The organism is Halomonas dongshanensis, assembly GCF_024790395.1.
Lineage (GTDB): Bacteria > Pseudomonadota > Gammaproteobacteria > Pseudomonadales > Halomonadaceae > Vreelandella > Vreelandella dongshanensis.
Genome location: NZ_JAJISC010000007.1, coordinates 52672 through 73674, shown reverse-complemented (window position 1 = coordinate 73674; position 21003 = coordinate 52672). Strand labels below are relative to the sequence as shown.

18 protein-coding genes and 1 pseudogene are annotated in these 21003 nt (G+C 60.8%); 10 read left to right on the top strand and 9 right to left on the bottom strand.

Features of this window, described 5'->3' with window-relative positions; translation table 11 throughout:
• Positions 1-63: 63 nt before the first annotated feature.
• On the bottom strand, positions 64-1770 hold the full coding sequence (locus tag LLY24_RS14755) for a potassium/proton antiporter (protein WP_259037064.1): 1707 nt from the start codon (positions 1768-1770) through the stop codon (positions 64-66).
• 152 nt (positions 1771-1922) lie between these two features.
• Between LLY24_RS14755 and LLY24_RS14750 the strand changes: the two genes are divergently transcribed.
• Both LLY24_RS14750 and LLY24_RS14745 read left to right on the top strand, forming a co-directional pair.
• Complete coding sequence (locus LLY24_RS14750; protein ID WP_259037063.1) at positions 1923-3089, top strand: ABC transporter substrate-binding protein; 1167 nt, start codon at positions 1923-1925, stop codon at positions 3087-3089.
• Positions 3089-4483, top strand: coding sequence for a 3'-5' exonuclease family protein (locus tag LLY24_RS14745; RefSeq protein WP_259037062.1), 1395 nt, complete (start codon positions 3089-3091; stop codon positions 4481-4483). Before LLY24_RS14750 ends, LLY24_RS14745 begins: the two co-directional genes overlap by 1 nt.
• Here LLY24_RS14745 and LLY24_RS14740 read toward each other — a convergent pair.
• The 3 genes and pseudogenes from LLY24_RS14740 to LLY24_RS14730 form a co-directional block, all read right to left on the bottom strand.
• The gene (locus LLY24_RS14740; protein ID WP_259037061.1) at positions 4480-5286 is read right to left on the bottom strand and encodes an alpha/beta fold hydrolase; all 807 of its coding nucleotides are present in this window, start codon (positions 5284-5286) and stop codon (positions 4480-4482) included. The two genes, LLY24_RS14745 and LLY24_RS14740, sit on opposite strands and share 4 nt — an antisense overlap.
• Before the next feature lie 32 nt (positions 5287-5318).
• Positions 5319-5990 (bottom strand): 7-cyano-7-deazaguanine/7-aminomethyl-7-deazaguanine transporter, encoded by a 672-nt coding sequence (locus tag LLY24_RS14735; protein ID WP_259037060.1) that lies wholly within the window; start codon positions 5988-5990, stop codon positions 5319-5321.
• 174 nt (positions 5991-6164) lie between these two features.
• Positions 6165-8099 (bottom strand): annotated as a pseudogene (locus LLY24_RS14730) (propionyl-CoA synthetase); the annotation flags it as partial.
• Positions 8100-8407: 308 nt separating this feature from the next.
• On the opposite strand from LLY24_RS14730, the gene LLY24_RS14725 reads away from it, so the two are divergent.
• Positions 8408-8728, top strand: a complete 321-nt coding sequence (locus LLY24_RS14725; protein WP_259037059.1) for an ArsR/SmtB family transcription factor — start codon at positions 8408-8410, stop codon at positions 8726-8728.
• A gap of 38 nt (positions 8729-8766) precedes the next feature.
• On the opposite strand, the gene sohB is transcribed toward LLY24_RS14725, so the two are convergent.
• Positions 8767-9819, bottom strand: coding sequence for a protease SohB (gene sohB / locus LLY24_RS14720; RefSeq protein WP_259037058.1), 1053 nt, complete (start codon positions 9817-9819; stop codon positions 8767-8769).
• Between the two features lie 143 nt (positions 9820-9962).
• Between sohB and LLY24_RS14715 the strand changes: the two genes are divergently transcribed.
• Positions 9963-10271, top strand: a complete 309-nt coding sequence (locus LLY24_RS14715; RefSeq protein ID WP_267135352.1) for an SCP2 sterol-binding domain-containing protein — start codon at positions 9963-9965, stop codon at positions 10269-10271.
• Between the two features lie 9 nt (positions 10272-10280).
• Here LLY24_RS14715 and nudC read toward each other — a convergent pair whose 3' ends face one another.
• The 4 genes from nudC to LLY24_RS14695 are packed head-to-tail and all read right to left on the bottom strand — an operon-like array spanning position 10281 to position 13101.
• On the bottom strand, positions 10281-11063 hold the full coding sequence (nudC, locus tag LLY24_RS14710; RefSeq protein WP_259037220.1) for an NAD(+) diphosphatase: 783 nt from the start codon (positions 11061-11063) through the stop codon (positions 10281-10283).
• Position 11064: 1 nt separating this feature from the next.
• Positions 11065-11805 (bottom strand): DNA polymerase III subunit epsilon, encoded by a 741-nt coding sequence (gene dnaQ, locus LLY24_RS14705; RefSeq protein WP_259037057.1) that lies wholly within the window; start codon positions 11803-11805, stop codon positions 11065-11067.
• Positions 11806-11814: 9 nt separating this feature from the next.
• Complete coding sequence (gene rnhA, locus LLY24_RS14700) at positions 11815-12276, bottom strand: ribonuclease HI (RefSeq protein WP_259037056.1); 462 nt, start codon at positions 12274-12276, stop codon at positions 11815-11817.
• A gap of 12 nt (positions 12277-12288) precedes the next feature.
• The gene (locus LLY24_RS14695; protein WP_259037055.1) at positions 12289-13101 is read right to left on the bottom strand and encodes a class I SAM-dependent methyltransferase; all 813 of its coding nucleotides are present in this window, start codon (positions 13099-13101) and stop codon (positions 12289-12291) included.
• A gap of 47 nt (positions 13102-13148) precedes the next feature.
• On the opposite strand from LLY24_RS14695, the gene gloB reads away from it, so the two are divergent.
• From gloB to LLY24_RS14665, 6 genes are read left to right on the top strand one after another with little or no spacing between them, the layout of a single operon-like run.
• Positions 13149-13916 carry a hydroxyacylglutathione hydrolase gene (gloB, locus tag LLY24_RS14690; RefSeq protein WP_259037054.1) on the top strand — a complete coding sequence of 256 codons (768 nt, stop codon included), beginning with the start codon at positions 13149-13151 and terminating at the stop codon, positions 13914-13916.
• 27 nt (positions 13917-13943) lie between these two features.
• A complete protein-coding gene (locus LLY24_RS14685; protein ID WP_259037053.1) occupies positions 13944-15236 on the top strand; it encodes a transglycosylase SLT domain-containing protein in 1293 nt (430 codons plus the stop codon).
• Positions 15237-15273: 37 nt separating this feature from the next.
• A complete protein-coding gene (locus LLY24_RS14680) occupies positions 15274-17151 on the top strand; it encodes an extracellular solute-binding protein (RefSeq protein WP_427854566.1) in 1878 nt (625 codons plus the stop codon).
• Between the two features lie 19 nt (positions 17152-17170).
• Positions 17171-18244, top strand: a complete 1074-nt coding sequence (locus LLY24_RS14675) for a microcin C ABC transporter permease YejB (protein ID WP_259037052.1) — start codon at positions 17171-17173, stop codon at positions 18242-18244.
• Between the two features lie 3 nt (positions 18245-18247).
• Positions 18248-19315: an ABC transporter permease gene (locus LLY24_RS14670; protein WP_259037051.1), complete on the top strand. Its 1068-nt coding sequence runs from the start codon at positions 18248-18250 to the stop codon at positions 19313-19315.
• Positions 19308-20903, top strand: a complete 1596-nt coding sequence (locus tag LLY24_RS14665) for an ABC transporter ATP-binding protein (protein WP_259037050.1) — start codon at positions 19308-19310, stop codon at positions 20901-20903. Before LLY24_RS14670 ends, LLY24_RS14665 begins: the two co-directional genes overlap by 8 nt.
• Positions 20904-21003: the final 100 nt, after the last annotated feature.

Below are 21003 nucleotides of genomic sequence, written 5' to 3'. Positions count from 1 at the left end.
CGTATATTAACACCTTTCCTTTTGAAGTCAACACCTTTGGCTTTCAATCTACGCAAGCTTCTCTCAATAAAGACGCAGGCCTACGCGGGTGATCTCATTGCCCTCCATATCGCTCACGACCCATTGAATGCCGTGCCAATCGACATCGTCACCGACCACCGGGTGCCCGCCTACGCGCAGGGAGAGAAACTCAGCTAGGGTCATGTCCTGCTCGCCGGAACTCAGCGTCAGGCCGTAGGCTTGCGCTACCTCTTTCATCTTGGCTTTACCGTCGAGAGTGAAGGTGCCGAAGAATGCCTGCTCTTGTTTGAGCTTGGCATCGCCATTGAACAGTCGGTTCAGCGCCCCCAGATCGGCGGAGCGGCCGATCACGCAGATGGTGTCGCCAAGCTTGAGCCGGGTACTGCCTTTGGGGTGCAGCATGACATGGTTACGAAAGAGCGCCGAGATGAGTGCCCCCGAGGGGAAGCGCAATAGACGGATTGGCGCGTCTTCGAGATCCTGGTTCTCCACTTTATACACGAACATCTCGAAATCGTTTTCCGGCAGTATCCCCAGCGGCCCGCGCTGATTGGGCTTGGTGCCTACGGGCACCTCGACCTTGAGCAGGCGCGCCATCCAGCTTAGCGTTCCGCCTTGGATCAGTAGCGACATGAGTACGACGGCAAAGGCAACGTTGAAGTAGAGCGAGGCATTCTCCACCCCACCGATGACCGGAAAGATCGCCAGCACAATGGGTACCGCCCCCCGCAGCCCCACCCACGAAATGAACGCCGTTTCGCGCCAGCGAAACTTGAAAAACGGCTTGATAGTGATGAGCACGGCCAAGGGCCTTGCAATGAAGATTAGCGCCAGAGCAACGATGGCGGCGGGAACCGCGACTTGCCACAGCTCACGCGGGCTTACCAGAAGGCCAAGTACCAAGAACAAGCCAATTTGACTCAACCAAGCCAAACCATCGTGTACCGGCAAAATGAAATTAAGGTGGCGGCCGGGCTGGTTACCGATCATCAGCCCCGTGAGGTAAATCGCCAGAAAACCGCTGCCGCCCAAGACGCTGGTTGCGCCGAAGACGCTAAAGCCAATTCCCAGTGCCAACATCGAGTAGAGGCCGGGCGCCAAATCGAGCCAGCGCAGTAGCTTCGCTCCCAGCCAGCCGCCACCCAAACCTACGAGCAAACCAATACCGAACTGCGACACCAAAAACAGCAGCGTTTCCAGCACACCGCCTATCTGACCGACCAAGAGCTCGACCAGCATCAGCGTCAAGAAGATCGCCATCGGGTCGTTGGTGCCCGACTCGATCTCGAGCGTCGCCCCCACGCGCTCATTGAGGTTGACGCCCTGCCCACTGAGCATGGAGAAGACCGCTGCCGCGTCGGTGGAACCCACGATGGCCCCCACGAGCAACCCTTGAACGAGGGTAAGATCGAACACCCACATGGCGATCAGGCCCACGACGGCACTGGTGATGAAGACGCCGAAAGTGGCCAGGGAGAGTGCAGGTTTGAAGCCAACCCGGAAGGTTTTCAGCCGGGTGCGTAGCCCCCCGTCCAGCAGGATCATGGCGAGCGCCAAGTGGCCAATGATGAAGGCGATGGAGTAGTCATCGAAGTGTATGCCCAGCACGCCCTGCTCGCCGGCCAGCATCCCCAGTGCGAGGAAGATGAGCAGCAGCGGCACGCCAAATAGGCTGGAAAGACGGCTGGCCAGTATACTGACTGCCATCAACGAGCCGCCGAGCAAAAACAGCGAATAAAGTGTATCCATAGCTCCCCACGTCTCCATCAATGCGCCTCTATTATTACATGCTGGCGGGGCATTTACCGACATAGTTCGGACAGTCGCCTCAACGCGATGGGCTAGCCAAGGCTTATTCGACCCGGCTACACTCCGCCGTCAATGTTTTCGGAGCAATCGGCATGCGGCACTCCCCGGCATGTTCAAGACTGACGCTGACGTTGATCGTAACGGCCGCCCTTCTCGCCTTTGGCGTAACGACCAACGCCAGCGAAGAGCTGAATTCCCCAACAGCAGAAACGACCAGCGAAACGAACGGCGAGCATCACCCAGCCGAACTCAACATGCCTTCGCTCAATACCCGCGTAGAGGTCTTTCCACCGCTGCTGCCGCTGGCCGAACCTACTGTGGTCGAGCCGCCAAGCCTTCCGCTTGCCGTTCCTCTGGTGCCGCCGCCGATGCGTGTGCTTAATGTCATGCTGGATTGGTACCTAAGCCCTCAGCACGCGGCATTGATCGTTGCCGAGGCCAAGGGCCTCTATGCGCTCCAAGGGCTCGATGTCCACTTGCATACGCCAGCCGACCCCTCGCTTCCCATCAAGCTATTGAGCAATGGCGAGGTCGACCTTGCCCTTACGCGTCAGCCTCTTTTGCACCTATACGCTCATGAAGGTGTACCCATCGTGCGCATCGGCACGCTGATCGAAACGCCGCTCACGGCGGTGATCGTCGCTGACGATCGCGATACGTTACCACTGGATGCGCTATATGGGCTGCGCTACGGATTTACCACTCGCGAAGGACGCGACATCGTCATTCCAGCGCTGGTGCCCGAGGCGCTGCAGCAAATAGACGACTACATTGCCCCCGAAAACGTCCACTTCGAGGCGGGTCAAGCCCTCGGTGAAGAGCGCCTCGACGCCATTGCCGATGCCCTCTATCCGATTTTGCCGGAACAGCTGGCAAACGAAGGCATCACCAACCATGTCGTTACCCTTAGCGAGTTGGGCATCCCGGTGCACGATGGACTGATCGTACTGGGTAATAGCGACGCGACCGGACGGCAAACCGATACCTGGGCGCGCTTCATGATTGCCATCGAAGAAGCCAGCCAATGGATCGTCGAACACCCGCAAAAAGCCTGGGAGCTTATGGTAGCCACGCACCCCGTACTCGATACGCCGACCAACACCCAGGCGTGGGACGATATCCTTCGCCGCATGGCACTGGCTCCCGCAGCGGTCGACACTCGGCGCTACCAGCGTTTCGAAGACTATCTTGTTGACGCCGGTATCGTCGATGACGCCTTACCGTTATCGCGACTCGCCATCGATCCTCACGCCCGCTAATGCCCTCGACGCCGCTCGTTTTCATCGACCTAGAGACCACCGGCACGCGCAGCACGCGCGATCGCATCACCGAGATTGCGGCAATGAAGGTGGTCGATGGTCAGTGCGTGGCGCTCTGGTCGTCGTTGATCCAGCCCGAATGCAAGATTCCGCCGACCATCGCTCGGCTGACCGGCATCACTGACGCGCTGGTGGCAGAAGCGCCGACGTTTGGGCAGATCGCCACCGACCTTCATGCCTGGCTTGAGGATGCGCCGCTGGTCGCGCACAACGCCCGCTTCGATTACGCCTTTTTGCGTAACGCTTTCAAGCAGGCAGGCATTGACTACCGCACTCAACTGATCTGCACGCTGCGGCTCTCTCGGCGGCTAACCCCGAACGAGCGCCAGCACAGCCTGAGCGCATTGCTCGCTCGTCACGGGCTCACCAATACGCGCCAGCACCGCGCCGAAAGCGACGTCAAAGCGCTATGGGCGCTCTGGCAAAGCTGGCAGGGTGCGCATACGCCGCCAGCCTGGGAGGCGCTGCTGCTCGAAGAGCGCCGCTATCGCAGCCTACCCGCGCATCTGGATAGCGCACACCTCGACCGCCTGCCCGCCACGCCAGGCATCTATCTGCTCTACGGGCATAACCATCTACCGCTCTACGTGGGCAAAAGTGTCAATTTGCGCACGCGCGTGATGGGTCATTTCCAGCGCGACCACCAGGATGAAAAAGAGATGCGTCTGGCCCAGCAGGTGCAGCACGTAGAGTGGGAGGAGACGGCGGGCGACCTCGGCGCTCAGCTGCGTGAAGCCGAACGGGTCAAGACACTGATGCCGATTATGAATCGCCAACTGCGGCGTCAAGGCAAACTCACGACCTGGCACTGGCCTGACGGGGATGAGGCGCCGCAACTTGTCGGCGGCAGCGCCTTGGCAAGGCCACTTTCTGGCGAGGTCTACGGCCTTTTTCGCAATGCGCGTGATGCCAAACTCACTCTGCGCGCGATTGCCGAAGAGGAGCAGCTCTGCCCGCAAGTCTTAGGGTTGGAAAAACGCCAGCGCGGTCGCTGCTTTGCCTATCAGCTCAAGAAGTGTCGCGGCGCCTGCTGCGGAGAAGAGAGCCTTACCCACCATACCCAGCGCGCCAAGGCGGCCTTGGAAAAACTGCGCATACACGCCTGGCCTTGGGAGGGCCGCTTGATCATCGAAGAGCACCACCCCAATGCTGCCCAGCCCGCCTGGCATGCCATCGATCACTGGTGCTATTTGGGCAGCGCACAAAGCCTGGACGATGCGCGCGCGCTCGATGCCGAGAACGCGCGCTTCGATGTGGATACCTACCGCATTCTCAGTCGCTTTCTACGCGACCCGGCCACGCATCATCTGAAACTTATCGTACACGCAGATTAGGACGCGGAATGAGCGGCCAAGAAGCTCGATACCGCCTGCTGAAAGGCTGCAGGTTGATCGGCATGCAGCCAGTGCCCAGCCTGTTTGATGGTAACGACGCGCACGCGAGGAAGAATGGCGCGCACGGCGGGAAGCATGTCGTTGGTGACGTAGTGTGAGGCATCGCCACGTAGCAGCAGCGTCGGGCCCTCGTAGGCGCCTTCGCCATCTGGCTCGCCGATGATGTCGGGGTAGCCCGCTTTGATCTCGTCGAGCCCTACTCGCAGGGCAAGTACTCCCGATTCGCCTTTGACCAGATTGGTCGCCAGAAAGAGCCGCGTGGCGCGTGAATCGACGTGCTCGGCCAAGAGTTCGTCTGCTTCACGGCGGTTGCGCGGTTTGCCTTCACGCACGCGCTCAAGGGCAGCAAAGACATCGTCGTGGCCATGCCCATAGGTCACCGGAGCGATGTCAGCGACGATCAGCGAGGCCACGCGCTCAGGCGCCATACGCGCCAGCGTCATGGCGACCTTTCCGCCCATAGAGTGGCCCAAGACGTGGACGCGCTCGAGGCCCAAACGATCGAGCAGCGCGATGACGTCTTCGCTCATGGTCTCATAACGCATGCCCTCGGCGTGTGGCGAACGGCCGTGGTTGCGTAGATCGACGGCAATGACGCGCCGCTCTCCCTGCCACTGCTTCAGGTGCGAGCGCCAGTTGTCGGCGCTGCCCATCAACCCGTGAATGACCAACAGCGGCAAGCCCTGGGCATCTTCGTCTTGAAGATCGATGGCATGCAGTGTTAGAGAGGCGGTATCGCTCATGAAGACTCCGATTCAAGGCGCAAATGAAGGCGTCAGTATACCGCGCGCGGAACAGCATCGTCCTGCCCCGTCCAGGCCACCATCCGCCGCGTCAGCCAGGCCAGCAACAGTCCATAGAGCGGCAAGAAGAACAGAAGGCTGATCGCGAGCTTGATGGCGTAGTCGATCAGCGCGATCTCCATCCAGTGCGCGGCCATAAAGGGGTCGGGGCTGTGGTGAAACGCAGTGGCGAAAAACGCCAGCGTATCGGCAAAGTTACCCAGAACGGTCGAGCACAGCGGCGCAATCCACCACGCCAGTCGACGCAGCCGATCGAATACCTGCACATCGAGAAGCTGACCCACCACATACGCCAAAAAGCTCGCCAAGGCGATGCGGGCAACGAAAGTATTCCATTCGCCCAACGCCTCGATCCCGGCGAAGCTGCCGCGGGGAAACACCACAGAAACGACGTAGGACACCAGCAGCGCTGGCAGCATGACGCGAAAGATGATCGCCCGCGCCTGCTCCTTGCCGAACAGCCGCACGGTCAAATCGGTAGCCAAGAAGATGAAAGGAAAGCTGAACGCCCCCCAGGTGGTATGAAAACCAAATAGGGTAAAGGGCAACTGAACGAGATAGTTACTGGCCGCGATGATCGCGATATGGAAGCTGACGAGCATCAGCAGGCAGCGCTGACGCTGCATCGGGGTAAGGGCAAACATAGATACGGGCCTTTTTATGATCACGCTTGATCAGGGTGTTGAGCGAGGGGTTAGGGAACCCTCGTTGGAGATGAGCAGCCAAGGCCGCCGCAGTTCGGTGCGCATTATACGCTTTTGCACGGCTAAAAAAAGCCAGGCAAGAAAAGCCGCGGCGGCGCTACCCGTCCGTTTGGATCAGTCTTCGCGCAGAGCGCGATCGGCAAGTCCGACGGCGCGTTCGCTCATAAGCTGCTGCATATCGTCGAGGCTGGTCGGATCGTCGATGGTCGAGGGTACGCGGTAGGGTTTACCGTCGGCGATGGTGCGCAACAGCTTACGCAGTATCTTCCCCGAGCGCGTTTTGGGTAGGCGTTCGACCACCAGGACCTGCTTGAAGCAGGCAACGGGCCCGATACGCTGGCGTACCTGGGCGACGAGTTCTGCCTCAAGTGAGGTTTCGTCACCCGCGAAGCCATCCTTAGTGATCACGAGTCCCACGGGAAGCTGCCCTTTGAGTTCGTCATGAATACCAATCACCGCGCACTCGGCAACAGCCGGATGGCTCCCCAATACCTCCTCCATTTCACCAGTCGAGAGCCGATGCCCGGCTACGTTGATGACATCGTCGGTTCGCCCCATGATGAACAGATAACCGTCTGGGTCGACGTAGCCACCATCGCCGGTGAGGTAGTAGCCGGGAAACGCTGCCATATAAGCGGCATGAAAGCGCTGCGGATCACGCCAAATACCGCTCAGACAGCCTGGCGGCAATGGCTGCTTGATGACTATGCTTCCCTGGGTCATGGGCGGAACCTGTTCACCGTCGCGGTCGACGACCTGAACGTTGAACCCTGGTACCGGCACGCTCGCCGAACCGGCTTTGGTTGCCATGGGCTCGACGCCTACCATATTGGCAGCGACCGGCCACCCGGTTTCGGTTTGCCACCAGTGATCGATCACCGGCACGTCGAGCAGATCGTCTAGCCAATGGAAGGTCGGCGGATCCAAGCGCTCTCCCGCCACGAACACATGCTTGAGCGAGCTGAGATCGAAGGCTTTGAGCCACTTCGCCTCCGGGTCCTCCTTCTTGATCGCGCGAAAGGCCGTGGGCGCGCTAAAAAAGCTCTTGACCCCATAGCGTTCGATCAATCGCCAGAAGCTGCCTGCATCGGGCGTTTTTACCGGCTTGCCTTCGTACATCACCGTGGTGCAACCATGCAGTAGCGGCCCATAAACGATGTAGGAATGCCCCACCACCCAGCCCACATCCGAGGCGGTGAACATCACATCCCCCGCCTCAAGGGCATAGATCGTCGCCATCGAGAACGCCAGCGCCACGGCGTAACCGCCGGTATCGCGCATCACCCCTTTGGGTTTGCCCGTGGTACCAGAGGTGTAGAGCACGTAAAGCGGGTCGGTGGCCTTGACGGCAACACACTCGGCAAAGGGAGCGCTTCGCTCGAGCGTCATCCAGTCCAGATCGTTCTCACCGAGCGTTGCAAGGCATGCTTCGCGCTGCAATACCACGCAGGCGTTCGGCTTATGTTGGCTCTGGGCAATGGCCTCATCTACCAGCGGCTTGTACGGCAATACGGTGGTGACTTCGATGCCGCACGAGGCGGTCAGCAATACCTTGGGTTCGGCGTCGTCGATACGTACGGCAAGCTCATGGGGCGCGAAGCCACCGAACACCACCGAGTGCACCGCGCCAAGACGCGCGCAGGCGTACATGGCGATCAATGCCTCGGGGATCATAGGCATATAGATCACGACCCGATCCCCCTTCTCCACCCCCAACTGCGCCAATGCACCGGCGACATGCGCGACGCGATCGCGCAGTTGGCGATAGCTCAAGGTAGCGCGAGCATCGGTGACGGAGGAGTCCCAGTGCAATGCGGCTTGCTCACCGCGCCCTTGCTCTACATGATGATCGAGTGCCGCATGGCAGATATTGAGTTCACCGTCGCCGAACCAGCGGGCGTGTCCTAGCTCATCATAAGTCAGAGTGATCGAGGGCGGGCGTAGCCAAGGGATGCGTTTGGCCTGTTCGGCCCAGAAAGCCTCAGGCGTATCGATGGAGGCGCGATAGAGCGTGTGATAACGGTCCATGAGAGCTGCCTTATTGTTGTTGCTGTTAGCGGGTACCGCTAACGGTGGCCGTTAGCGTTTGTCGACAATGTAGTTGCCGATACTGTAGATCAAATGGTGGGGAAGCACCCTGCGACCATGGATTAAGCGTTGGCAGACGACCTTTTGGCTATAGACTAGAATCGCTAAATTAACGATGGTTGAACCACGAATGGCATACCTAACAACGACAACCGCTATCTGCGTTTCTGCCAGTATGTCTTAACAGCGATAACCCCAACAACATTGCCAATAACGATGCGGTCTTAGAGCCCAAGAGGCTCACCGCCGAGGTTCGGAGACAACCTACCATGCCTGCTTCAGAGCACGCCGCGCAGCGCTTACTCGATCAACAAGGCCACGCCCTGGAGGCTGGCTCGCAGCTTCTAAAAGCCTTGGCCAACGCTAAACGCCTACAAATTCTCTGCCTGCTGGCGCAGCAGGAGTTGTCAGTCACTCAAATAAACAACGAGCTTGCCCTAAGCCAGTCGGCGCTTTCGCAGCATCTGGCCCTGCTTCGCCGGGATGGCCTGGTGACGACTCGCCGCGAATCGCAGACCATCTATTATTCGCTACAAAGCGAAAGCGCCAGAGCAGTGATCACCGCCCTAGCGCAACATTTCGCAGCCTGAGGCCACGCTCCTAACGATCGTATCGGTACATCGGCGTACTAGCGCTGCAGCCAGCGCGTCGCGTCGGCAACGTCCAGCGCGCGAGTAACGGCGTGCTCGACGCCTGCCGAGATCGCTCGCCCAAGGCGCTGCCCCATGCCCTTGCGCGGCTCCAAACGCACGGAGAAGACTTCACTCTCGTCCATGCGCCGGTTGAGGTACGCCTCGCTGGTACCCACTTCATCAATGAGCTGCTCGCCCAAAGCTTCGCTGCCGTACCAGATCTCACCGGTCGCGATGCGCTCGATATCCAGCGCCGGGCGCCGCTCGCCAACGTAAGCCTTGAAGAGGCGGTGGGTGTTTTCGAGATCTTCGACGAACTTGACCCGCCCCTCTTCGGTATTTTCGCCTAGCACCGTGAGGGTGCGTTTGTACTTGCCCGCCGTGAGCAGTTCGACATCGACATCATGGCGCTTGAGCAGACGATGGACGTTAGGCACCTGGGCCACTACGCCAATGGAGCCAATCACCGCAAAAGGCGCCGCGACGATGCGCTCGGCGCTGCAAGCCATCATATAGCCGCCGCTTGCGGCTACCTTATCGACGCATACGGTGGTTTTGAGTGCGGCGGCGCGCAGGCGATCCATTTGCGCGGCCGCAAGACCGTAGGCATGAACCAGCCCGCCGGGAGACTCCAGGCGCACGACGACTTCATCGTCGGGCTTGGCCACGTCGAGCACGGCAGAGATCTCTTCGGCGAAGGCCTGCGTTCCCGAGGCCTTGATGTCACCATGAAAATCGAGCACCCAGACGCGTCCAGGCGCGCCGTTCGTGTTCTCGCCCTCAGGCGCTGCGCTTTTCTTCTCACGTTTGTCTTCGCGGCGAAACGCCTTGATTTGGCGCTTACGCGCAGCGGGCGAAAGCGTTGTCAAGGCAAGCCGCCGACGCCGTTGGCGGCGGCGCCGATGCAGCGGCTCGACCTGCAGCTTGCGTGCGGTGTGCGACTCCCCGCGCTGACGGCGCAGCACCAGCGCCAGCACGATACCTGCCAGTACCACGAAAATCACCGCCTGCACGATGAAAAGGGCCAGATCGGCCAACCAGTCTCCCACGGCATTCTCCTTGCCCGGTTAATGGATGAAAAATAAGCAAAAAAGTACGCAGCCACTACGCAACAAACGGGGAATCCGCTTTATTCGTGGGCGCAGCTAAGGTAGCGTTAGCGCTTTAAGCGAATTCTTAAGAGAGCTCTATCATGGCGACCACCCTCGAGAAACTGCAAGCGCGGTTCAATCCCCAGGCCGCACAAGGTATGCACGAGGTCTTTCAGTTCCACTTCTCCGACGCTGGCAGCCACTATCTCGATATTCAGGATGGCACGCTCGGCGTACACGAGGGCGAGCACGACGACCCTTCCGTTAGCCTGTCGATGAGCAGCGAGACGCTCAAAGGCATCATGAGCGGCGACATCAACGGTATGACCGCTTTCATGACCGGCAAGCTAAAGGCTACCGGCAACATCATGCTAGCTACCAAGCTCAGCAGCCTGTTCGACCGCGGCTAATCACACCGATCAGGCCTGCCAGCGCGCGAGATGATCCTCGATCAGGGCGCGCGCGATGGAGTACGGTGGCGGCAGTGCCGGGAGCTTACGTGGTGAGAACCAGGCAGCATCGGCTATCTCCACCCCATCGATGCGAATGCGCTTGCTCGTGGCTTCGGCGAAAAAGCCGATCATCAACGAGTGCGGAAAGGGCCAGGGCTGGCTCTGAAAGTAACGCAGCTGGTCGACGTGTACGCCCACCTCCTCGAACACCTCACGATGGACGGCCTCTTCGGCGGACTCACCCGGCTCGATAAACCCAGCAAGCGTAGAGTAGCGCCCCGGCGGATAGCGCGGACTTCGCGCCAGCAGCATTGCCTCACCCGCCGTCACCAGCGTAATGATGCAGGGCGAGATACGCGGGTAATTGCGATGCCCGCAGGCGTCGCAGTGCATGGCGAACTCGTGGGCCAAGCGCGTCGCCTTGGCGCCGCAGCGCCCGCAAAAGCGGTGGTTTTCCAGCCAGCCGCTGACCTGAAGCGCGGTGGAGATCAGCGCGAACCAGCTTCCCGGCAGTTCGGCGATCCATTGACGCCCACCCCACCACTCATCGCCCGGCTCGGCATCGATGCGCAGTCCAACCGGCTCATCCTGCCAATAGCACAGCGGCTGCACGTCGTCATCCCAGGCTTGCCAGGGCTGCAGCGGCGAAAGCGGCTCACCCTCTTGTGGCGGCGCCGGTGCCAAACGCCCCTGGGCAAACCGCAGCACTCGCCCTTCGCGCGCATCGAGCGGCAGTTCACGGCGAAGCATCTCAGTGGTCGGCATTCAACCCTCCCAGCCAATGCAGCTTGTGCGCTTCGCACTTGGCCCGGTGTGCCTCGGTTTCCGCCTGGGTGGGCCGAACGACTCGCAGTTGGCCCGGCGTTAGCGATAGGCGCTGCACGTTGAGGCCCTCGTGGGCTTGGCTATTGTTTTCGCGGTCATCGCTGCCCATCTCGGCGTCCAACGTCAGCGCGGTTTGGCCGCCGGTCATCGCCAGATAGACATCGGCGAGAATTTCGGCGTCCAGCAAGGCGCCGTGGAGCACGCGGTGGCCGTTGTCGATATCGTAGCGCTTGCATAGCGCGTCCAGGCTATTGCGCTGGCCTGGATGCATGGCGCGCGCCAAAGCCAGCGAGTCGAGCACGCCGCAGTGCTCGCGTACCGGCCCCAGGGCGGGGCCGCCTCGTTTGGCGTTGAGCAGCGCGAACTCGTGGTCGATGAAGCCGACGTCGAAGGGAGCATTGTGGATCACAAGCTCCGCCCCCTTGATGAACTCCCAAAACGCATCGGCGATCTCGGCAAAGACCGGCTCGTTTGCCACCTTGGCATCGTCGATGCCGTGAATCGCTACGACCTCGGCATCGATATGGCGTTCGGGATTGATGTACTGATGGAAGGTTCGCCCGGTAAAGCGGCGGTTGATCATCTCGACGCCGCCGATCTCCACCATCCGGTGGCCCTCTTTAGGGTCGATGCCGGTGGTTTCGGTATCCAGAATAATTTGACGCATGCGATCCTCCTAGCGTTGCGCTTCATCGATGGCGGCGTTGGCAAGGGCATCGGCACACTCGTTGCCCGGATGCCCACTGTGTCCCTTGACCCAGTGCCAAGAGACGCGATGGCGTTGGGTTTCTGCGTCGAGCGCCTGCCATAGCTCGGCATTTTTCACCGGCTGCTTGGCAGCGGTCTTCCAGCCGCGCTTTTTCCAGTTATGGATCCACTGGGTAATCCCTTGACGCACGTACTGGGAATCGGTCCAAAGCGAGACGTTGCAGGGCTTGTTCAACGCCTTCAGCGCCATGATGGCCGCCATCAGCTCCATGCGGTTATTAGTGGTCTGGGGCTCGTAACCCTTTAGGGTCTTTTCGTGCTGGCCACTGGCAAGCAGAACCCCCCAGCCTCCCGGCCCCGGATTACCCCGGCAGGCGCCATCGGTGTATACGGTAACCGCTGGCAGGGTATCGGTGGCTTGCTCACTCACGTACGTCACTTCCTATTTGCTATTGGCATCGGCTCTTGGTGAGCCGGTTCTATTCGAATCGGTTCTGCACGACCCCGGGGATGACCCCGAACGGGTGACACCCAGCGAGGAGCGCGGGCCATTCGGCACGTCGAGCTTGAACCGAAGCTGCTTTATCTGCGCCGTTTCGCGCTGGCGTTTGGCCTGGATCACGTAGCACTCACCCAGGGCGAGATTGTAGCGCCGTCCTAGGGTTTCCCACTGCGGATGGATGACGCTCGTGCCAGGGCGTCGAAAACCGCAGTAGTCTACGCGCTCGATCTCGAAGTCGACAAATGCCAGCCATTTTGTCAGGCAGGCCACCGAGAGCCAGTTACCGCTTAAAGGGTAGCGCGTTCGCTGCTTTGACCAGCGGCGCAGCGGCGCAAGCAGTCCCAAAGGGTTAAAGCCAACGATCACCAGACGGCCATGATCGGCGCAGGTGCGTGCGGCTTCCTCCAAGGTGTCACGCGGGGTTGACAGCTCTTCCAACCAGTGATGCAGAATCACCGTATCGAGACAGCGGTCGGGCAGTGCCCACGCCTCTGCCGGGCATACCAGCGCAGAGGGCGAGTCAGCGCACGAGGGCGTCGGCGCCCACTGAATCTTATGACGCAGCGGCGACAGCGAAAGCGGTGAGGCGCCCAAAGCCATTTCCAGGCCATGTTCGCCACGGGTCTCTTCGATGTAGGGCCCAAGGCAGGCACGCTGCGCCTCCCACAGCGCCTTGCCTGCTGGCGACTGCCAGTAGGCCTTGGCGCGTTCCAAGCGCTTGACGTGCTGCCCCGCCTGCGTCGAATTTGACATGTTTGACGCGTCCCTCCACAGTAACGGCTTTTTTTAGGATCTCACCCATGATGAGCGTGACACCGCTTGCAGCCCTAAGCGATAACTACATCTGGCTACTGAGACAAGACTCCAGCGACCGCGTTTGCGTCGTCGACCCCGGCGATGCTGCGCCGGTGATCGACTACTTAGAGCGCGAGTCGCTCACCCTGGACACCGTCCTCATCACCCATCACCACCACGATCATACGGGTGGGCTCGGCGCGTTGATCAAGCGTTATTCACCGCGTGTCATCGGCCCCGACAACCCGACCATTGCAGGTATAACCGACGTTGTCGGCGCGGGCGACGAAGTACGCATCATGGGGCGGCTGTTCGAAGTTTTCGCCACGCCCGGCCATACGCTGGATCATATCAGCTATTTCTCTGCGGGGATTCCTCCCCTGCTGTTCTGCGGTGATACCCTCTTCTGCGCCGGGTGCGGCCGTTTATTCGAAGGCAGCTTTGAGCAGATGTTCGATTCGCTTCAACGGCTTGCGGAACTTCCCGAAGACACGCTGGTCTTTGCAGCGCACGAATATACGTTAGCGAATCTCGAATTCGCCCGCCAAGCGGATCCCGATAACGATGACGTCAGGCACGCCTTGGAGGAGTGCGACAAGGCGCGCTCGCTGGAGCGCCCCACACTGCCTAGCACCATCGGCCGGGAGCTCAAGATCAACCCCTATCTGCGCACGCACAGCGAGAGTGTCCGCCGTGCCGCAGGCGAACAAGGTAAAAACGATAACGATTTGGCAACGTTCGCCACCCTCAGGGAATGGAAGAATCGTTTCTAAGTCACGCTATCGGAAAACCCATCGACTATGACGTACCGAACGATACGCCAGCGCCTCATGCTGAGCGCAGGCAGCACGGTCATCGCGGGGCTACTGCTCGCGGCGGCCGCCAACTCTCAGGCCTCCTACAGCACCACGAGCGCGGCCACGCCGTCTCCCTACGCCCCACGCGATATGTCGTCATCAGCCCCCACTGGCCAGCCGATGACGCCAGACTCCTCTCTCGCTGCACCCACAACACCCCAGCCGACGAGTTTCCAAACCAGCTTCTGGGAGTCGCTCACGCTCGAGCCCAAAGATGCCTGGGGAATCCTGCGCGATAGCTTCAAGTGGCAGGATACGCCACTGCCGCCGGATGCTCAGGCACGCGTAGACGAATGGATCGACTTCTATAGCTCGAGCCCGACGCACCTGGCCGAGATCACCGAGCGCTCCTCAATGTGGCTTGCCTGGATCGCCCAGCAGGTCAGTAGCCGCCAACTCCCCGGCGAGATCGCGCTGATTCCCTTCGTCGAAAGCTCCTTTGATCCCGCCGCCCGCAGCAACCGCGGTGCCGCCGGACTATGGCAGTTCATGCCGGGTACCGGTGACGCCATGGGGCTAGTGCGTAACGGCACCTACGATGGCCGCCTGGACGTGATCACCTCCACCCAGGCCGCGCTCGACTATATCGAGCTTCAGGCCGAGCAGTGGTACGACGGCAATCTACAGCTATCGCTGGCGGCCTATAATGCCGGTGCGGGTACGGTCAACCGGGCTCGGCATAGCGCTCAGGCGCAGGGCCTTGCCGGTGACTACTGGCAGCTGAGTCTGCCCAACGAAACCATGCAGTACCTGCCGAAGCTCTATGCCATTGCCGCCATCATCGACGACCCGGCACGCTATAACGTAAGCCTTCCGGAGGTGCATACCGAGCCCGCCTTTGCCAAGGTGCAGCTCGACCATTCGGTGACTCTGGCGCAGGCGTCGGCGCTTCTCGAGGTCAGCCAGGCGTCGCTTGCCGAACTCAACCCAGGGCTACTCAATGGCGCCATCGACCCGCGCAACGTGCAGACGCTCTTGGTGCCCGAAGAGGTCGACTCCGAGGTGTTGGCTCAGCTCTCTCAGGGCGAATCGACCCTTGCGAGCTCGCCTAGCTATGCTAGCGCAGCCAATACGGCGCCGAGCATCCCCAAGACCTATCGCGTTGCCCGTGGTGACAATCTCTCGGCCATCGCGGCGCGCTATGGCGTGGCCGTCGACGATTTGATGCAGTGGAACGGCATCGAGCGCGCCAATGCTTTACAAACGGGGCAACTACTGACACTTTCGGCACAGTAACGGCGTTTGGCGCCAAGCGTGAGGCAGGAGAGACACGGTGAAACGATGGTTATGCGTACTAGCGACACTCTTCTGCCTCGATGCCTCGGCGCAAGCGCCGCTCGCCGCCACGGCGGAAAGCGCATCAATTGAGACGCCACCCGAGCCCGTCGAGACCGACCACGCTCTCTCGCTATACGACGAGCCCGCGCTACCCGACGATTTCGCCTACTTTCCTCACGTCAATCCCGATGCCCCCATTGGCGGTACCATTACCCATACGGCAGTGGGTGAAAGCTTCGATTCGACCAACCATTTCATCATTCGTGGCACGCCTGCCGCAGGGCTTGGGCAGATCTACGACACGCTAATGGTGGCCAATCCCAACGAGCCTTTCAGCGTCTATGGGCTGCTTGCCCAGGGCGTACGCCTGGATCCCGAGCGCCAGTGGATCGAGTTCGACTTGCGCCCCGAGGCGCGCTTTCAAGACGGTGAGCCGGTGACCGCCTACGACGTGGTGTTCAGCTTCGATTTGCTCACCGAAGAGGGTAACCCTTTCTACCGTAGCTACTACGCCGATGTCGAAAGCGTGATTGCACTGAACGAGCATCAGGTGCGCTTCAACTTCGCTGAAGTGCACTCGCGCGAGCTTCCGCTGATCGTCACGCAAATGCCGATTTTGCCGCGCCACTACTGGGAGCCGCGTGACTTCTCGACGCCGACGCTTGCCCTGCACCCAGGCTCGGGGCCTTATCGCATCGCCGAGGTCGATCCAGGTCGGCGTATCGTCTACGAGCGCGATGAGAACTATTGGGGCCGGCACCTACCGGTCAACATTGGGCGCTACAATATTGCCCATGTGGTCTACGACTATTACCGCAACCGCGATATCGCCTGGGAGGCGTTCAAGGCCGGGCTCACCGACTTTCGCGAAGATGCCCGCGCCTCGACCTGGGCGATTGGCTACGACTTCCCTGCCGCTCGCGAGGGGCTGGTCAAAAAGCTTGCCATACCCAACTCGAGCCCTGCGCTGATGCAGGCGTTCGTCTTCAACCTTCGCAAAGAAAAATTCACCGATCCACGGGTGCGCGAAGCCTTGAGCCTGACCTTCGATTTCCCCTGGCTCAACGCCAATATCTTCTACGGTGCCTATCAGCGTACCGAAAGCTTCTTCCAGAACTCCGACATGGAAGCCAAGGGCATGCCTTCGCAGGCCGAACTCGATATTCTCGCGCCTTATCGTGACGAGCTGACCGAAGCGCTGGGGTCCGATCGCGTGTTTACCGCCCCGCTGCCGATAGAAGAGCCCAGCGAGCTTCGCCCGCGCCTGCATCGGGCGTTGACGCTACTACGTGAAGCGGGCTTTGAGGTGCAAGATGGCACGCTGGTCAATCAGGCCACCAACGAGCCGCTGACGCTGGAAATCCTGCTCTACGATGCCGCCCTTGAACGCGTCGCTCAGCCAATGCTACGTAACATGGCGCGTTTGGGGGTACAGACCTCGCTGCGTATCGTCGACATCAACCAGTTCTTGAACCGTCAGCGTAACTTCGATTTCGATATGCTGATCAGCCATTTTCCGCAGTCGAACAACCCCGGTAACGAGCAGCGCGACTTCTGGACCAGTGCTGCCGCCAACGCTCCGCAAAGCCGCAACCGTATGGGGCTTGCGCTGCCCGCCGTCGATGCGCTCGTCGACCGGCTGATTCGCGCCGATAGCCGCGACGAGCTCAATCACGTCGCCCAGGCGCTTGATCGCGTGCTGCGCTGGGGCTTTTTCGTCATTCCCCACTACCACTCCGGTGAAACGCGCATTGCCTACTGGGACAAGTTCGGCTTTCAAGAACCCTTCCCCGCCTATGGGCTCGACCTGGATGCTTGGTGGGTGAACGGCGAACGCGAAGCCGAATTAGAGCGCCGCCTCGGGCGCCGCTGACAACACTCGGGAGAGCCCTGTGGCCCGCTATACGCTGCGTCGACTGCTGCTGATGATTCCGACTCTGTTCGCCATCATGCTGCTCAATTTCATTATCGTTCAAGCCGCGCCCGGCGGGCCCATCGACCAAATGCTGGCGCGCTTCGAAGGCGCCAATGCCATGGCCAGCACGCGCCTGGACATGGGCGGCGCCGACATTCAAGTCAGCGACGAATCACGCGCGGCGCGCGGGATCGACCCACGCTTCATCGCCCAGCTCGAAGAGCAGTTTGGTTTCGATCAGCCTGCGCATCAGCGCTTTTTCACCATGATCAAGGGCTACTTGACGCTCGATTTCGGCACCAGCTTCTTTCGCGACCGGCCAGTGGTCGACCTCATGCTCGAACGACTGCCGGTGTCGATTTCGCTGGGGCTCTGGGCGACGCTGCTGGTCTACCTGATCTCGATTCCATTGGGCATACGCAAGGCGCTCAAACACGGCTCGTCGTTCGACGTCTGGACCTCGGGTCTGGTCATCGTGGGCTACGCCATTCCCGGCTTTCTCTTCGCCCTGCTGCTGATCGTGCTGTTTGCCGGGGGCAGCTATTGGGATATCTTCCCGCTGCGCGGTTTGACCTCGCCAGGCTTTGCCGACTTTAGCCTATGGGGCAAGATCAAAGACTATTTCTGGCATATCACCCTGCCGGTAATCGCCACCGCCATCGGCAGCTTTGCGACCCTGACGATGCTGACAAAGAACAGCTTTCTCGACGAGATCCACAAGCAGTACGTGCTCACCGCTCGGGCCAAAGGGGCAAGCGAGCACCGCGTGCTCTATGGCCACGTTTTTCGCAACGCCATGCTGATCATCATCGCAGGGCTTCCCGCTGCGCTGGTGGGCATCTTCTTTACCGGATCGCTGCTCATCGAGGTGATCTTTTCCCTCGATGGCCTCGGCCTTCTGGGCTTCGAAGCGGTGATGCAGCGCGACTACCCGGTGATTTTCGGCACGCTCTATCTCTATACGGTCGTAGGGCTTTTGCTCAAGCTGCTCTCCGATCTCACCTATGTGTGGATCGACCCGCGCATCGATTTCGCCACTCGGGAAGCGTAAGCCATGCGCCTATTCTCTCGTCCTCTGTCGCCCATCACCCGCCGCCGTCTTGCGGCGTTCAAGGCCAACCGTCGGGCACGCTACTCGCTGTGGCTATTCGCCATCCTGTTTGTCATCAGCCTGTTTGCCGAGCTGATCGCCAACGACAAGCCGCTGGTGATGCACTATGAGGGTCAGTGGTACTTCCCGCTGGCGGTCGACTACCCCGAAACCGAGTTTGGCGGTTTTTTGCCTACGCGCACCGACTATCTCGATCCGTTCATACGCGATCAAATCGATAGCCACGGCTGGGCGCTCTGGCCGCTAATTCCCTTCTCCTACCAAACCCTCGACATGCAGATGCGCGTACCCTCACCCGCGCCTCCCGATGCGCGCCACTGGCTAGGCACCGACGATCAGGGGCGCGACGTGGTCGCGCGGGTGATCTATGGCTTTCGGCTCACCGTGCTGTTCGCCTTGGCGCTGACGGCGGGCTCGACGGTGTTCGGGGTGCTTTTCGGCGCCCTACAGGGCTACTTTGGCGGCAAGGTAGACCTCGTCGGTCAACGCATTACCGAGGTGTGGTCGGGGCTTCCCGTTCTGTTTCTGCTCATCGTACTGGCGAGCTTCGTTCAGCCTGGCTTTTGGTGGCTGTTGGGCGTGATGCTGCTGTTCTCCTGGCTGGGACTGGTCGATATAGTGCGCGCCGAGTTTCTGCGCGCACGTAACCTCGAATACGTGCGCGCCGCCCGCGCCATGGGGCTACCCGCGCGTTTGATCATGTGGCGTCATGTACTGCCCAACGCCATGGTGGCTACGCTCACGTTTCTGCCGTTTCTCTTTACCGGCGCCATCAGCACGTTGACCGCACTCGATTTTCTCGGCTTTGGCCTGCCGCCGGGTTCGCCGTCGCTCGGTGAGCTCGCCTCCCAGGGTAAGAATAACCTCCAGGCACCGTGGCTCGGGATTACCGCATTCTTGACCCTGGCGGTGATGCTGTCGCTGTTGGTGTTTATCGGTGAGGGGCTTCGGGATGCCTTCGATCCCCGCCATCGCCACGCTACCGCTACGCCGGAGGCCGACCATGCCTGAGCCCATTTTAAGCGTACGCGACCTGCGCATCGCCTTCGACGCCAAGCCGGTGGTGCATTCGCTCTCCTTCGAGGTCGCCAAGGGCGAAACCCTGGCGATCGTCGGCGAGTCGGGGTCGGGTAAGTCGGTCTCGGCACTTAGCGTGGTCGATCTTTTACCCGGTAACGCCAGCGTTACGGGTGAGAGGCAACTGAACGGGCGTGACTTGACGCGCCTCAAGCCCTCCGAATGGAGCGCGCTGCGCGGCAACCAGGTCGGTTTCGTCTTCCAGGAGCCCATGACCTCACTCAACCCGCTGCACCGGGTCGGCCGTCAAATCGGTGAGGCCCTGCGCCTGCACCAAGGCCTGCGCGGCCAGGCCGCCCGTCAGCGCGTATTGGCGCTGCTTGAACAGGTACGCCTGCCGCGGGCCAGTGAACTGATCGATGCGTGGCCGCACGAGCTCTCCGGCGGCCAGCGCCAGCGGGTGATGATCGCCATGGCCATCGCCAATCGCCCGGCGCTGCTGATCGCCGATGAACCGACCACGGCGCTCGACGTCACCGTCCAGCAAGAGATTCTCGCCCTGTTGAAGTCGCTGCGCGACGAGCGTGCCATGGGCATGATTCTGATCAGCCACGATCTTAACTTGGTGCGCCGCCACGCCGACCGCGTCATCGTCATGCACCGGGGTGAAGTAGTCGAGAGCGGCCCGGTCGCAACGGTCTTCGGCCACCCTCAGGCAAGCTACACCCGCACGCTTCTGGCGGCGGAACCCGAAGGCCGCCCGGCGCCCATCGCCGAGGCAGCGCCGTTGCTCACCGCGACACAGCTAAGCGTCGCCTTCGAACGCCCTCGCCGTGGGCTTTTAGGTAAGCGCCCGCCGCCGTTCGTTGCGGTACAGCCGCTCGATCTCGAGCTGCGTCAGGGCGAAACCCTGGCGATCGTGGGCGAGTCGGGCTCGGGCAAGACGACGCTAGCATCGGCCATCCTCAGGCTATTGCCGAGCCAGGGCGAGATCACGCTTGGTGGCGTTGCCCTGCACACGCTGTCAGGGGCGGCGCTGCGGCGCCAGCGGCGTCAATTGCAAATCGTTTTTCAGGACCCCTACGGCTCGCTATCACCGCGTATGTCGGTGTTCGATATCGTTAGCGAAGGCCTGCGCTATCACCAACCCGAGCTGGATGAGCCGGCCGTTGCCGAGCGCGTTGCGCAGACGCTCGAGGAGGTGGGCCTTCCGCCCGACTGCCAGGCGCGCTACCCGCACGAATTTTCCGGCGGCCAGCGCCAGCGCATCGCCGTGGCGCGCGCGCTGATACTCGCGCCAACGCTGCTGGTGCTTGATGAGCCAACGTCGGCGCTCGACCGCACAGTGCAAAAGCAGCTGATCGAGCTGCTACGCGATGTCCAGGCCCGGCGCGGCTTGAGCTACCTGTTCATCAGCCACGACCTTGCGGTGGTGCGCGCCATGTCACACCGCGTGCTTGTGCTTAAAGAGGGAGAAGTGATCGAACAAGGCGACTGCGCCACCCTACTCTCAGCGCCGCGTCACCCTTACACCCAAGCGCTAATCCGCGCCTCGAGCCTGGAGGATGATCTAACGCGGTAACCCGCGTTAGATCACGACGTCGCTCAAAACCCTATACAGTCTGCCGAACAGTGGTTGGGTTTATGTCGGCTAAGTTGGCGTATCATTAATGGCAAAAATA

What these genes read in the sequence shown, in the direction of transcription:
- LLY24_RS14665 (WP_259037050.1), top strand. Translation starts at nt 19,308, where the DNA reads ATGCCTGAGCCCATTTTAAGCGTACGCGACCTGCGCATCGCCTTCGAC.
- LLY24_RS14755 (WP_259037064.1), bottom strand. Translation starts at nt 1,770, where the DNA reads ATGGATACACTTTATTCGCTGTTTTTGCTCGGCGGCTCGTTGATGGCA.
- LLY24_RS14715 (WP_267135352.1), top strand. Translation starts at nt 9,963, where the DNA reads ATGGCGACCACCCTCGAGAAACTGCAAGCGCGGTTCAATCCCCAGGCC.
- LLY24_RS14725 (WP_259037059.1), top strand. Translation starts at nt 8,408, where the DNA reads ATGCCTGCTTCAGAGCACGCCGCGCAGCGCTTACTCGATCAACAAGGC.
- LLY24_RS14745 (WP_259037062.1), top strand. Translation starts at nt 3,089, where the DNA reads ATGCCCTCGACGCCGCTCGTTTTCATCGACCTAGAGACCACCGGCACG.
- LLY24_RS14685 (WP_259037053.1), top strand. Translation starts at nt 13,944, where the DNA reads ATGACGTACCGAACGATACGCCAGCGCCTCATGCTGAGCGCAGGCAGC.
- dnaQ (WP_259037057.1), bottom strand. Translation starts at nt 11,805, where the DNA reads ATGCGTCAAATTATTCTGGATACCGAAACCACCGGCATCGACCCTAAA.
- LLY24_RS14670 (WP_259037051.1), top strand. Translation starts at nt 18,248, where the DNA reads ATGCGCCTATTCTCTCGTCCTCTGTCGCCCATCACCCGCCGCCGTCTT.
- LLY24_RS14750 (WP_259037063.1), top strand. Translation starts at nt 1,923, where the DNA reads ATGCGGCACTCCCCGGCATGTTCAAGACTGACGCTGACGTTGATCGTA.
- gloB (WP_259037054.1), top strand. Translation starts at nt 13,149, where the DNA reads ATGATGAGCGTGACACCGCTTGCAGCCCTAAGCGATAACTACATCTGG.
- LLY24_RS14695 (WP_259037055.1), bottom strand. Translation starts at nt 13,101, where the DNA reads ATGTCAAATTCGACGCAGGCGGGGCAGCACGTCAAGCGCTTGGAACGC.
- nudC (WP_259037220.1), bottom strand. Translation starts at nt 11,063, where the DNA reads ATGCTTCGCCGTGAACTGCCGCTCGATGCGCGCGAAGGGCGAGTGCTG.
- LLY24_RS14740 (WP_259037061.1), bottom strand. Translation starts at nt 5,286, where the DNA reads ATGAGCGATACCGCCTCTCTAACACTGCATGCCATCGATCTTCAAGAC.
- LLY24_RS14735 (WP_259037060.1), bottom strand. Translation starts at nt 5,990, where the DNA reads ATGTTTGCCCTTACCCCGATGCAGCGTCAGCGCTGCCTGCTGATGCTC.